The sequence below is a fragment of the Paenibacillus tritici genome (assembly GCF_013204885.1).
GTDB lineage: Bacteria > Bacillota > Bacilli > Paenibacillales > Paenibacillaceae > Paenibacillus_AQ > Paenibacillus_AQ tritici.
On sequence record NZ_JABMKX010000012.1, the window covers coordinates 1 to 14619 of the forward strand.

The 14619-nt window shown below is 51.5% G+C and carries 4 protein-coding genes and 1 pseudogene; 2 read left to right on the forward strand and 3 right to left on the reverse strand.

The window, feature by feature from the left end; translation table 11 throughout:
• Nucleotides 1–209: pseudogene (locus HQN87_RS21390) on the forward strand (IS256 family transposase); the annotation flags it as partial.
• A 1341-nt stretch (nucleotides 210–1550) separates the two neighbouring features.
• On the opposite strand, the gene HQN87_RS21395 reads toward HQN87_RS21390, so the two are convergent.
• Both HQN87_RS21395 and xynC read right to left on the reverse strand, forming a co-directional pair.
• Nucleotides 1551–9644, reverse strand: coding sequence for an endo-1,4-beta-xylanase (locus HQN87_RS21395; protein ID WP_173137475.1), 8094 nt, complete (start codon nucleotides 9642–9644; stop codon nucleotides 1551–1553).
• 693 nt (nucleotides 9645–10337) lie between these two features.
• The gene (gene xynC / locus HQN87_RS21400) at nucleotides 10338–11696 is read right to left on the reverse strand and encodes a glucuronoarabinoxylan endo-1,4-beta-xylanase XynC (RefSeq protein WP_173137477.1); all 1359 of its coding nucleotides are present in this window, start codon (nucleotides 11694–11696) and stop codon (nucleotides 10338–10340) included.
• 249 nt (nucleotides 11697–11945) lie between these two features.
• On the opposite strand from xynC, the gene HQN87_RS21405 reads away from it, so the two are divergent.
• The gene (locus HQN87_RS21405; RefSeq protein WP_173137479.1) at nucleotides 11946–12803 is read left to right on the forward strand and encodes an AraC family transcriptional regulator; all 858 of its coding nucleotides are present in this window, start codon (nucleotides 11946–11948) and stop codon (nucleotides 12801–12803) included.
• Between the two features lie 138 nt (nucleotides 12804–12941).
• Here the strand turns inward: HQN87_RS21405 and HQN87_RS21410 are convergent, their stop codons facing one another.
• A complete protein-coding gene (locus HQN87_RS21410) occupies nucleotides 12942–14345 on the reverse strand; it encodes a DHA2 family efflux MFS transporter permease subunit (RefSeq protein ID WP_173137854.1) in 1404 nt (467 codons plus the stop codon).
• Nucleotides 14346–14619: the final 274 nt, after the last annotated feature.

Sequence of the window (14619 nt, forward strand, 5' to 3'; positions counted from 1 at the left end):
ACAAGGAAATCCGCAAACGCCTGAAACCGATGAACAGTCTGACGAATATGGATGCGGCGGAGAAAATCGTGTATCTGGAAATGCTCGACTACAATGAACGTCATGCGCAGCGGGTCGTCCCTGGCTTTGGGATGGAACCCGTTAAAAAGAAGCTCCTGGAGCTCTTTGAATCCCGCTACCCTTCCGTACCTACACCCGATGAAGCATAGCGGATGAATCCAGTTTCTGGGGGCCGGGGTTCCCCCTCCCCCCAGAAACACCTACACCCCCAACCCGTAACCCGGGGAGGTACTTCTACTCTCTTACACAAACTTCTTGACGCTACCGCCTGTCGCCCACTTCCGGTGGATTGAGGTGCACTTTTGCTCTTCATTCCTGCCTGCCGCCCGCTTTGGGCAAATTGGGGTGCACTTCTGCTCCTCCTTCCTGCCTACCGCCCACTTCCGGTGGATTGAGGTGCACTTTTGCTCCTCCTTCCCTCCTTGACCAATGTCCAGGGGTGGCGGCAGAGGGATTTATCCCTCTCATTTCCTCCTCTCGCCCGCCTCCGGCGTAATCAAAGGGATTTATCCCTCTCATTTCTTCCTCTCACCCACTTTCGGCGCAATCAAAGGGATTTATCCCTCTCATTTCTTCCTCTCTCCCTCTTCGGGCGCAATCAGAGGGATTTTTCCCTTTCGTTTCCTCCTCTCACCCACTTTCGGCGCAATCAGAGGGATTTTCACCTTTCGTTTCCTCCTTTCGCCCACCTCCGGTGCAATCAGAGGGATTTATCCCTTTGTGCTTCACATGAAGCCTTATCTACATAAAGAACAAAATCACCCTGCGTATGGATAATGTAAGAACCTCTGCGGTCCAAGCAACTCGTATGGCTGCCTCCCCCTTACCCATTTCTGGAGCATACGGCCCACGCCCCCTCGTACCAGCACATTGTATTCGGTTTTCTGTGAAAATACTTCTGACACAACCTGCCATAAACGCACGGCCTACGTGGCACGTCCAGTCTGATTGTGTTCGGTTTTTCGATTACATTCGGCCTACGCGGCGCGTCCAGTCCAATTGTGTTCGGTTTTTCGATTACATTCGGCTTACGTGGCGCTCACAGTCCAATTGTGTTCGGTTTTTCGATTACATTTGGCTTACGTGGCGCTCACAGTCCAATTATGTTCGGTTTTTCGATTACATTCGGCCTACGCGGCGCGTCCAGTCCATGTTTGTTTTCGCATACATTAGCTCACCCACCCTCGCACCCGCACATTGTATTCAGTTTTTCGCATACATTCTAGGCTTACTCATTTACTCATCCGGCCTCTGGTTCATTCAATGAGTACTGATTCCCACGCCATGCCCCCTTATCCACAGCAGACGGATATATAATTTCCGTTACAATAAAAAAACCTCCAGCGGTCAACGTCTATGCCATCTTCTGATGTCTATAGACATTGACTGCCAAGAGGTATGTTACTTTGTTACTTTGTTACTTTGTTAGTTGTTGCTTGTTATTTTGTCACACTGTCACTTTGTTACTTCATAGCTTCGCTTGCGGATGCTTACTTCTCCAGCATCCGGAAGATCATGACAGCGGCTTCCGCCCGCGTAGCGGTTCCGGTGGGATGGAGGGATTTGCCGTCTCCCTGGACAATTCCCTCTTTGACCAGTGCCGCTACACTTTCGATAGCATACTTCGCCACCTTCATTCGATCTGTGTAGCCGCTCAGGTCACCGGCAGTGCCGCCGGCAGATAATTTGTTCGCTGCCTTCAAGGCTCTGGCTGCAATCACCATCATATCCTGCCGCGAGATTTCGCCCTTCGGATTGAAGTGGTTGCCATCCGTTCCATTGATAATTCCCAGCTTCTTCGCCATGCTGAGGGCTTCAGCATAGTAGGCTCCCGGGCTTACATCTGCGAAGCTGGAACCGGATTCCGCTTCGAGGCCCAATGCTCTCATTACCAGCAGCACGAAGTCGGCTCTCGTAATGTTCTTCTCCGGGCTGAAGGTGGTCGCGGAGGTTCCTTGGATGATGCCCAGACTGTACAGCGTGTTAATCGCCTCCGAAGCCCAGCTGTATTTGACACCTACATCTGTGAACGGGCTGGCCTGCACTGGTGTCGGTGTCGATGGTGCCTGCGACGGGGCCGGTGTTGCTGTTGTTCCCGGCACCGGTGTTGCTGTCGGCGTCGATCCCGGCACAGATGTTGATAGTGATGTTGGTACTGGTGTTGGTACTGGCGTTGGCACAGGTGTTGGTACCGGCGTTGGTTCTGCACCTTTATTGCTTAGCGTAGCTACCGAGATAGCGGGACCGTCCGTACTCCAGTTCCCTGCCGCATCCACGGCCTGCACCGAGAAGTTATATCCTGTGCCCGGCGCGAGTCCGGTTACCTCATAACGGTGCGTTGTTCCAGGCAACTCCGCGATTTTCTCAGATCCTCTATAGAGCTTATAGCCAGTCACTGCTGTATCGTCGGCAGCGTCTGTCCAGGTTAACGTAAGGCCGATTGCCGTGATCCGTGAGGCTTCAAGCTTGCTTCCCGCTGTCCAAGCCGGAGGTGCCGTATCCGCAGCGGGCAATGTTGCCGCGGAAACCGAAGGTCCACCGGCACTCCAATTGCCGCCGGTATCTACTGCCTCCACTGTGAACGTATACTGCGTACCCGGCATCAGTCCTGTTACCTGATGGCTGTATACAGCCCCGGTCACCGTCTCCGTATACACGGCATCCGTAACCGTAACCGGCTTGTCACCGGTTCCATTCGTAATCCGGTAACCGGCGATGCCGCTCTCGTCCGATGCCGTAGCCGACCATGTCAGAGTCAATCCCTTGCTTGTAATGCCAGAGGCTTCAAGCTTACTTCCTTCTGCCCATACCGGTGGGGTAGTATCTGAAGTCGGTAGTGTAGTTACCGGGACGGAAGGTCCGTCCTTGCTCCAGTTCCCGGCAGCATCTCCGGCTTCCACCTTGAAGGTATACTGCGTATTGGGCATAAGTCCGGTCACCTGATGGCGATATACCGCTCCGCTTACAGTCTCTTCCGGTTCAATGCCGGTGATGATCACCGGTTCAGCATCCACTCCGTTGTATAGCCGGTAGCTGGTGACTCCAAGATTATCCGCTGCCGCCGGCCACGATAAGGTAACTCCGGTGCTGGTGATATCCGTGGCTTCAAGCTTGCTTCCCTCCGCCCAGGTTGGCGGAGTCTGATCTCCCTTGCCGCTGAGGGTCAGGCTGCCGAATACCTCTGTCGATTTCGACGCTCTGCCGATCAGATCATTCCAGGTGGCTACGCCGATCAGATTGGCTCCGTTTGCGTTATTCACCTGCGCATCGAACCGGATCTGTGTCCCATTCTCCGGTGTGATGGTGCGGAACGGAATCTTCATTTCCACCATATAATCCGTTCCGGCCGTTACCGCTGCTGATTCGAAGCCAGGGGAGGTCGCCGGAGTCGAATTACTGAGGAACTTGAAGGACTGTTCTCCGGCATAGTTGACCCGGTATTGTCCATCATCCTCACGGTACGGCCAGGCGTTGACGCGGTCTTCATCCACGTAGGCTTCTACTGAATCCTGCTTTGTCTTATCTGTATTGTTTTTGCTAAGCTGCTTATCCTTCACCTGGAACAGCACATACAGGTTCTCCTCGTCCCATAGCGTCCGGGCTGTGCCGGCCGTTTCTGCTGTGGCCATCAGATGGTTGTCGATTTGAATTTCAGACGCATTCTTCCAGATGTCGTCCATGCTTCCGTCAATATCCGGTGTCCCGTAGAGGGCTGTAGAGCTCTTGGTTTCGGGCGTAATATAGAGCGGATGCTCGGCCAGATACTTCTCCGGGTCGATAATTGCGTAATAGGCAGGCTTCGGTGCCAGAGAACTAAGGAATGGCAGCGGATTCTGGCTGGATCTCCAGCTTGAACTGTCGGTGTAACCCCAGAGGGTGACACGCGCGATTTTATCGGCATGCTTCTTATAAATCTGGAACAATTGGGCATACAGGCTAGCCTGCTTCTCCGCCCACTCCGGGGAGAGGGAAGAATTCATTCCCGCCAGCACATCCAGTTCGCTTATAGAGATTTCCACGCCCAGGGAAGCATACTTCTCAATGGCCGCTTCTACATTGGCGGGCTTGGTTCTCATGTCATAGTGGGACTGCAGCCCAATGCCCTCAACCAGCAGCTTGCCCGGATGGGCTTCGGCATAACGGTCATTCATCTCTTTGACCATGTCGTGGATAGCGTCCCGCTTCTCCGGGAATTCATCATTGAAATCATTGTAATACAGCTTGATCCCTTTCAAATCCGGGTTGCTGTCCACCACTTCCCGTGCGGCCAGGAAGGCCTGCTCGACGAAGTCTGGACCTACGGAATAATACCAAGGCGACTTCCGCAGCGCATCTTTCCAGTCGGATACTGCCGGAGGTCCGTCCTGCATGGCCTCATTGACAACATCCCATGAGCTCACCTTATTCCCGTAGTGTTCCATTACGGTCTTGATGTGAGTCCGCATATTCGCAAGCGCCTCACTGCGGCTGAGATAGAGCGGATTCCCCGCCTGATCCTTCAGTGCATTGCCCGAAACGTCCACTTGCTGGGTGAACCACGCGGGAGTCTGGCTATGCCATACAAGTACATGACCGTGTACTTCCATTCCCATCGCCTGAGATTTGGTTATCATGTCGTCAGACCTCGTGAAGGTGTAGGTCCCCTTGGTCTTCTGCAGTGCATCCGGCTTCATCTCATTTTCGAAGGTCACGCTGTTGAAATGATAATTGAAGAACGCATTCTGTCCGTTGCCCGGGTTAATGTCATTATTGCCCGGCACATTGCCCAGCAGGAAGTCGTTCTTATAGGCATCCTTAAGCGAAGCAATCGTCTGGAGCCCCGTATTCTCGAAGCTGAAGTCATCAATATAGTAGGCTGCAACAGCACTGTTCGGGCTCTCTACATACAAAGTGACATCCTCGTGCAGATAACGGTACGTCCCCTCCAGCTTCACCCAGTCTCCGCCTGCATTGACCGTCTGGGTGGACAGACTGACATAATACGGCGTAGTATCATTGACCTGGGCAGTCAGCTTCAGCTGTGCGCTGGCCGGGCTGATCAGCTTCACCCATACTGTTGTTTTGTACTCATTGCCAATCGTGACAAGGTCCTTCACATTCACGGAAGGTCCATCCGAATTGGCTGCTCTGCCTGTAACCTTCAGTGCATAAGCTCCGCCCGGGGTATGATTGGCTTCCTGGGTAGGTGCAACCGTTACCCCTGCCCCGCCCTTCGGCTTGAAGCCCTGAACCGTCTGATCCTCGAAATCTCTTGTCGGTTTAATACCAGCCACAAGGGTGAAAGGATTAACCGATACGCTGACGCTTCCCTTCGTTATCCTTAGCGTAAATCCGCCGTTCTGGAAGGTAATAGCTGTAGTCACTCCCAGCAGGCTCAGTTCCTCATTCTCATTCAGGACGGCCTGTGCTTTGGCTATCAGCTTAGCGTGATCTTCACCTGCCACTGCATTCGGAACGGTAAGCCGGTTGCCGATAAGCGCCGCTGCTTCCTCCACAGCCTGCTGATCAGGGTCCAGTTCACCCGTCTCCCCCAGGGTCTTGACTAGAGTCACATTGGAAAAGGTTACTTTGAAATCCGTTACTGCGCTGGTATTGGTTCCGTACAACTGCACCTTGGCATCCTTGAAGAAGTCCGGGGTATACGTTGATGGATTCCCCATCGCCAGCCAGGAAGAGCCGCTGTTCGTGGAGAAATACCCTTGAACCACATTGCCTTCCTTTACAATCCGCAGATAATAGTTCATGCCGCTCAGATTAGTCTGATTCGTATTGTTCGTGAAGGGCTGAGTACCTATCAACCCAGAATTATTCACTTTGATATTGTTGTTTACCTTCCTGGCATTGATTCTGTAGAACTCCCCGCTTGATGTCCGGCTGATGCCAAGTCCTGCTTGGGAATTCTCACCCATAGTCGAATCATTCAGCGGTTTGTCTACCGTAAGCTTCGCTGTAAGCGTCCAGTTGCCTTCGGCCGAACCCGGCATCTGCAGCATATTATGGCTGCCCGGATATTCCGTGCCGCTCTTCAAGGTCTGGATGGCCGCACCCTCAGCACTATAGCTAAGTGCGGTCTGCGGATCAGCCGGATTCACAACCTCCCAGCCCGCCGGAAGGCCAGCCGCAAAGCCGATAATTTCGTTCGTACTGAAAAAGATTTTATAAGTCCTGATCTGTTCACCTTTGACGAACCGGACCACTGCCGTTCCTTGCGCACTGTCCGCTTGCGAGATGCTTACGATTTCAGCCGGGTCGCTCGTTACCGCCGTTACCTTCGGTATGGCGTTCCCCGAAACCGTATACTTATACTCGTAAGTGGAGGCATCGAAGTTAGACGGCTGAACGCCATCCACGAAAATATTGCGCGAAGCCACGGCCTCCGGCGTCAGTGACAGCTGATCGGCGTAGAGGATGTTGGCATCCTTCGCATACACCGCCAACACCACCTTGGCCGTACCTGACGGCTCATCATAGGTAAACGGAGCATTAGGCGTCTCATGCCAGTCCGCCACCTTCACATCTACAGGCTGGAAGGAGCTTAAGCTGAGCGGCCCGCCCTCCAGGATACGTCCGACAAATTTGCCGCCGGTCCAGTATGCAGGATCACCCGCCTCCCGGGCTGCATAAGGTTCCGGCATATCGCGGCCATTGATTGGCGTCATGCCGAGCTGGGTCCCGTTCTGGTCGTAGTATACCAGCGCCGCTTCCACATCCCCCGGATGCTCCGCAGCGAGATCATAGCTCTCCGGCCGGCTCATCATGGAGAGGAAATAACCCTTGAAGTTATAGCTCTCTCCCTTGCTCAGCTTACCGGTAACATCCTGCCACATTCCGTCATACTGCTCCGCAGCGTCGATACGGCCAGCAAGCTTGCCGGAACCGGCAACCTTCGAGGTGGAGCTGTTCTTCAGGTAACGTGACAGACCCGAATAGCTCTGTATGGTATCTGCTGTTAACACGGGTCCTGAGGCAACAGGCTCAAAGGTTCCCTTGTTGTAACGGCCAGCAGACCAGTTGTCTGTATTGGATGCGGTTGCCGTATCAAAATCCCCATTGAGCAGCAGGTTGCCCGGAATGGATACTGTAGAGTTATTCGCGGCAGTACTCCAATCGGAATCGCCTGCTCCGAACAGGAAGCGGTCAACGGTGATGGTACCCGCAGGTCCGTTCGGTTCGGCCACAATATACAGATCCTTATGGCCGTAAGCGCTAAGATCGCCTGTATCAACCATGTCCTGGAATTTACCGTAGACCTCATTGGCCGGTACCGGTATTTCTGCTACACGCGTGCCTTGGGACAGGATATCGTCGCTGCTGCCCACAGTGCTTCCCACCGGAAGCACATAAGCGGCAAGCTTGCCTCCTTGAGCTGATTTACTCTGGGCAGTCAGGTACAGCAAGTGTCTGCGCACAACACCGCCGTTCGCAGAGCCATCTGCAAAATTCAAATTTCTGTAGGCGAGATACTTGCCCGCACCGAGTGTCACGGCCTCTTCAGCGCGTCCTGCACTACCTGCACTGTCGCCAGGTATACTATTGTCGTTGCCCTCTGCTTCCAGCGTTGAGAAAATATCGCGTTCTCCGTCAAGCCCCTGGTAGGTGGCGAATTTGCCTTGGGACGGAACCACCGTTACGATGCTGGCCGACGGAAGGTCAATAACGAACTTCCCGTCCGTTACCGGAATCGTGCCAAGCTTCTTCTGGTTCTCGCTGCCTGAAGTACGGAACACGGTAACACTGGTTGTGCCTGCCGGGAAGTCCTTCAGATTGAACTCAAGCGGCTGAACACTGTCATCATTCTTGGCATTCGATGCCGTGATCGAGTAATCATTGGTATTCGGGTTCTTGAAGGCGACCACGTTGATATCGGCCGCAGGCACCCGCGTGACATCAAACCGGACATCACCCGGATTCATAAACCGGGAGAAATGCCCATAGCCGTAAAAACGCTTGAACAACCGGTATTCGCCCGTCAGTGTGCTAATCCGTCCCGGCTCCTGCTGGGAGTTGGTCGTAACGAAGCGGATCAGGTCGGAGCCGTCCGCGCCGTTGCTGTCCCACATACTCCACCAGACAAAGCCGTTAAATCCGGGGTTGCTGCTGAACATATTGGTCAGCAGATTGGACCAGCGCACAGCGTCATTGATGTTCTGATTGCCGTACCGCTGAGTATAGGCACCGGCCGATCCGTCACCGGTATCCTGATTCATGAATTCGGCCTGCCAGAGCTTATATTTGGTCAGGTATTCGGGATACTTGCTCCCATCCTTGGAGTAATCCAGCGGATTCTGGGAAAAGTCACCGGTATGGTAGAGCTTGTTCTCATCCGTGCCAATCCCGACCGTACCATACAGATGGGTGGTGAATACATCGAGGTAAGGGTTTTTGTCCAGGGCATTGTCAGGATCGGTCTGACTGAACACCTCACCGCCTCTGCTTAAGGAAGCGTTCAGATTGGTTCCGTCCACGGCGGCAAGCTGAGGAATGAAGTCAATGAGCTTGCCGTCCGGATTCTGAATATCATAGAGGTCACCGCCCGGCTGCATCGACTTCTTCAAGGCAGGACCGATGTAACCGTTAATCAGCTCGGTAACGTACGCGGCTGACCCGCCCGCGAGGTCAACCTCATTGAAGGGGTTGATGTGGGTGATCGGAATCCCATATTGCTCCCACATTCCGCGGATATAATTCACGAGATAATCCGCATAGGCCTGGTAGTAAATTTTCACCACTTTACCATTAATGGTGGCTGTATCACTGCGGACAATCTTGTTAGGGGAGCCTGTCGAGGACTGGCTCATCCAGTAAGGCACCGTCCATGTACAAGCGTAGAACTGCTTGACGCCGTATTGCATCGCCTGGCGCATCGTCCAGACCTGATCCACATCGAACAGCTCTTTGCGGGTACGCGGCGAGTTCTTAATCACCACAGGATGCTCCCCCGGTGCGCTCAGGAGGTTGGTCGGGCCTCCATCGTCATTGCCTGCCGGCTGATCCCAGGAAGGATAATCCCATACGAAATCCTGCACAGGCACCAGCGTGCCTGGAGCGTGTTCCGGTTCAACAGGCCAGATACTGTCGGTATTGCCATCGTAATAGCGGTTCTCCGCTTCTATTTTGTATCCATATTGCCCGCCCGTTCCGCGCAGGGGAATGGCATTGCCTTCGATATCGAAGCCGGGCTTGCTGACATCTGCCAGCAGACCGGTCAGCGGATTGAAGCCCGGGCTGGCGGCGGTGGCATTGGCAGTGGTCAGGCCGCCGTTATCGCCGATGATGACCCGGACAATGTCGTGGCCTGTACCCTTGGATTCACTGAAGGTCAGATCCAGCAGATGCCTGACGGTATCTTGTTGACCGGCCGAAGCCAGCTGCAGCATATGGACGGAATCTGTATAAGCATAAGCGGCCCCTACGCCATCCATCATCTGGTAGGTTTTGTACCAGTCAGCGGTTACCTGCGCCGGGACAGCAATTGCAGGAGCAGCCTGAACCGGGGCGGAGAACGGCCCCGGGGTAATCATGCTCAACACCAGAGTACCGCTTATTGCTGCTGCAAGTGTCTTTCTCCAGATCTTTTTACTCATTCCGCGTGTTCCTCCTTTTTGTATACGCTTACATCAAATTGCATGGTTATAGCTTAACAATTCAAAATTAAAATTTGTATGAGACTGATGCACGATTCATTTTAAAATAAAACTAAAAACCTTTGATTTTTAACGAAACGGGAACTTCACGCGGAAGGTGTACCAGGCAAGCTACTGCTAAACGTTGTGTTCTGAGGGAATGCCGGGGGCAGGCTGAAGGGGATCATGAGTGGATACCCGTTACTGGAACAAGCAGATGGATAAAAGTATCTTAATTTGTCCATTACGAAGAGAAGTACGGAAGCAAGTGGATAAACAGCAGCTATTATGAGCCAATTTCGCTACTTGGGATAAAATCAGGAGATTTAAGTGCTGTTTATACAACTGCTGTTACCATAGGCGGTCATCGTCCATCAGCAAGTGTAGAAAATCCAACTAATTCCGCTCCCTCACAGCCTCCGGGCTGTACCGCGAGAATTCCCCAGGTCTCATTGTTCTCCTGAGGTACAAACGGCTGCACTGTCCTCCAATAAGGACGGTGCAGCCGTGAACCCTATAACGCAAGGCCCTCCAACACTTTGAACATGATAACCCTCCTTATTCGCTAAAAAATCCCGGCCCGTAAACGCACTATACAAGCTGCTGTTTACAGGCCAGGATAAGATTACTTATGGAAACTGGAGTGAATGGCTTCTATTCTGCAACGATCAGGGTGGTGTCGGCTTCAGCTTCAACTTCGGCGTCGGCCTCATAAGTAGTATCCGTTACCGAGCTTTTGCTGCTTCCGAGTGTGGCTACGAAGGTAGTTACACTAAGCGCAGGCAGTTGGGCGGTGAAAGCACCGTTCGACACATTAATGTTAGAGCCGGCGGCTACCTTCCGGTTGGCGTCCGTGATCCAGGTGGACACGCTGGAGGCTGTGCCGTTCTGCAAGACAAACTTCTGGCTTACAGCCGAATTGCTTTTATTAATAGCAACAATCACTGCCTTGTTACTGCCCTTGTAAGCCGAGACATAGACATTGGTATTCGGGTTCTTCGTTGCGTCCACTCTTACATAACCCGGGCGGACGAACTTGGAGAACTGGGCCATGCTGTCCCCGCGCTTGCTGATACTGCCGTCTTCATTCATCGGGCTGTATTGACGGCGGATATACCACCATACATAAGCCTGGAAATCCCCTTCCACCAGCGCATTGTGCATATGGTACGCTACTTCCAGCGCTTCCGGCCACAGATTGGCCGAGTTGTTATTGCTGTTCGGGTAATAGACCTCGGTCATCCACAGCTCTTTGCCTGCGCCCTTCTGCTTGAAGAGCGGATAGGCAAAGTTGTTCACCTGGGTTCCATACAAATGTGCCCCCAGAATGTCCATATTGGCCAGCGCCTGGGAATCATTCAGAATCGGGTCGGACATATTTTTCAGATATTGAAAAGACTCGGGAGCAATGACCCGGCAATTGATGGAACCGGCATAATTCTTCATAAAGTTCAGGACTTCTGCAGGTGTCCACCAGGTCCAGGTCTCGGCATAGTCCGGTTCATTCTGTATCGAGATCGCATACAGGTTAACCCCATTATTCTTCATGTATGTCACGAAATCATTCAGATGCTGGGCGTACGCGCCGTACTTGTCATATCTGAGCCGCTTGGCTGAGGTATTCCCGTTGTGGTTGAAGGTCTCTGTCATACTTGCAGGAGGATTCCAGGGTGAAGCGAAGACGATGGCTCCCTTGGCAACGGCCGCCTTGGCCGTGTCCAGCTCCTTAGACCAGTTATTCTTGTTATCGTCCACAGAGATTCTCAGAATGGATAAGCCCAGCTGGTTCGCTCCGTTGCCGAAGGCGGTCTCCCGCTGCGCGGCCGTCAGATCGCCGATCCAGACCGGGTGGTTGATACCTCCGAACCCGCGAATGACCTGCTTCTGGGCGGACAGATTAACAGTCACATCGCTGGCAGCTGCAACTTTGGGCGGTGCGGGTACCAACATTGCCGATAGTAGGGTTACAGATGCCAATACAGTACATAGTGATTTTTTAAACTTGGATATCATGGACTCATCTCCTCATCGTATAATTTCTGCTCGGATCATTTCTGCGAAACCCTGCTGTGGTCACCTCCTGTCTGGTTGAAGCGGCAGCGGTATCTTGCACCCTGCTTGTCCATGCTTCTTGAAGCACTTGCAAGCGCTTCCTTTTCCTGTATTATAATAAATATTTACTGGTTAATCCTTGCAGATCCACGAACATATATTGCGCGGATACCGATAATCCCAAATTGTGTAATAAAAGGAATGATTGTTATGGATGAGAACACTAACTATATTTTCACCCCTATCCCGGAAGAAATGATCTGCTTCCACAGAACCACCACAACCGAGCTTCTTAACCCGGCCATGCCGTATCACCACCACGATGCCTACGAAATCTACCTGTTCCTGAGAGGCAATGCCTACATGTATCTGGAGCAGTCGTGCTACAAGCTGGCCCCCGGCGACATGTTCATCATCAGCCCCAGCGAAATGCACCGGTGTGTCTGTACCGACAATCAAATGTACGAACGGATCGGGCTGAACATCAAGCGGTCTACCTTGCAAAGGCTCTCCAGTCCGCGTTCTAATCTGCTATCCTGCTTCGACGCGCATCCCTTCGGGCAGGACAATCTGACCCGGCTCTCCCGGGACCAATGTGCCTTCTACTCCAGACTGGCCGACCAATTGATCGCTTCCCTCCACTCTGAGGCTTATGGACAGGATCTGCTGGCAGAGGCTTACGCCACCCGGCTGCTTGTGTTCATTAACACCCTCTATCAGTCTTCTACGTCCCCCTCGGACAACCTTATGCCGGAGCTGGTCAGGCAGACCATGACGTACATTGAGGAGCATCTGCTAGAGTCTATCTCGTCCGCACAGCTGGAGCAGGAGTTTCATTACAGCGGCAAATATATAAGCCAGCTATTCAGGGAGCACACGGGACTTACCATCCGCTCCTACATTGTGGGCAAGCGCATCTCCCTGTCCATGAGCCATCTTACCGCCGGGAAAAGCGTCGCCGAAGCCTGCGAGCTGTCAGGCTTCAGCGACTATGCCAACTTCATCAGAAGCTTCAAAAAAATAGTGGGCATGCCCCCCGGCAAATACAAAGCCAGTGAACAGCCCTGAGCGGAATGACTATTTTTGTTCGTGACTTAACTCAGCCGGATTTATCATATCTCAGTCGAACATATTAGGGATACGAAGGCTATAATTCTACGCGAGCAAAATAAGATCAAGGTTGTCTGATGGGGCACTAGATTATGATCATTCCGAGTCTCCAGACCACTTTTGGACTTTCACTCGTCTTACAAATACACCTAGAACAAGTCCGGCAAGGGCTACAAACATCGTGAAGAATAATGCGTTCTGCATACCAGCCATTAAGGCCAATGTTGCATTTGCCGGCTCTGTAGGATCAGCCACACTCTTAATAAAGTCTGCGGTTCCGGTTGTCATGATACTTACTGCCATTGCAATACCTATAGCTCCTGCGATTTGTTGAAGTGTATTCAATATAGCCGCACCATCGGGGTACATATCAGGAGGTAGCTGATTCAGACCATTTGTCTGAGCAGGCATCCATACCAAAAGAATTCCGACAATCAGACAGGTGTGCAAGACCACAATCAAAGCAATGGACGAAGCAACTGTAATATTAGAACAGAACCATAGAGTGGCTGAAACTATGATAAGTCCAGGTACGACCAAAAACTTAGGTCCGAATCTGTCAAATAGTGCCCCTATAACAGGAGAAAATACAGCTGAAATCACACTGCCTGGCAGAAGAATAAATCCAGTCGTCAGTGCGCTAAATTCAAGAACACGAATCATAAACATGGGAAGAATGAACATGGCGGATAGATAAACCATCATACATATGAATACCAGCAAAGTACCCATAGCAAACATAGGGTTCTTTAGAGTTCTTAAGTTCATAAGAGGTTCTTTCATGTTCAGTTGACGAATGACAAATAAGATTAATGCGATAACCCCGGCAACCAGGGGCACAATAACAACAGGGTTACTCCAACCATGATCTCCCTCTCCTGCACTACTAATACCATAAACAAGTCCACCAAAACCAATTGTCGACAAGACTAGAGAGTATATATCGATACGTGGTTTGGTTATAGGTGCTACATTTTTCATAAACGCTACGCCTGCCAACAAAGCAAGCACCAGAGTCATCAGCGATACCCAGAATATCCAATGCCAGCTTAGATAATCAATTAAAAGACCTGAGATGGCTGGGCCTAAAGCAGGTCCTGCTGTGAACACAAGACTGACTAGTCCCATCGCTTTTCCGCGTTTCTCGGCTGGGAATATAATAAGAGCCGTATTAAGCATCAATGGGAATAATAGCCCTGCTCCAGCTGCTTGAAGTATCCTTCCTAATAGCAAGATATCGAAACTTCCCGCCATAGCACCAATTGCAGATCCTATTATAGACATACTGATTGATGTCAGGAAAAGCTGACGTGTTGAAAACCATTGTATCAATAGTCCTGAAAGAGGAACTAAAACTCCCAGGGTAAGTAAATAACCACTTGTTAACCATTGAACTGTAGCTTCCGTAATCGCAAACTGATTAATTATATCACTTACAGCAATATTAATTGCCGTTTCATTAAAAGTACCTATCATACCTGCAAGCATCAATGCAAACATAATTGGGAAAACCTTAACATTTGAAACTTTTTGATTTTCAGAAATAGTACCTGATTGCAAACCCCTCACTCCTCAGTGTCTTTCTAATTTTTGATTCATGTTAGAAATTAAGTAGAACAAAATACCTCCTTTGAAAAGTTATTTAATTCTCGTTCAAAATCCGTAGGAGAACTTTCAACTTTTTGATCTTAACATACGCCTGTCAAGGCCCCCCCTGAACCAAAGAGAAAGTCAACCCCCTTTTTTTTAGATTCACAAAAAAGGGGGTTGACTC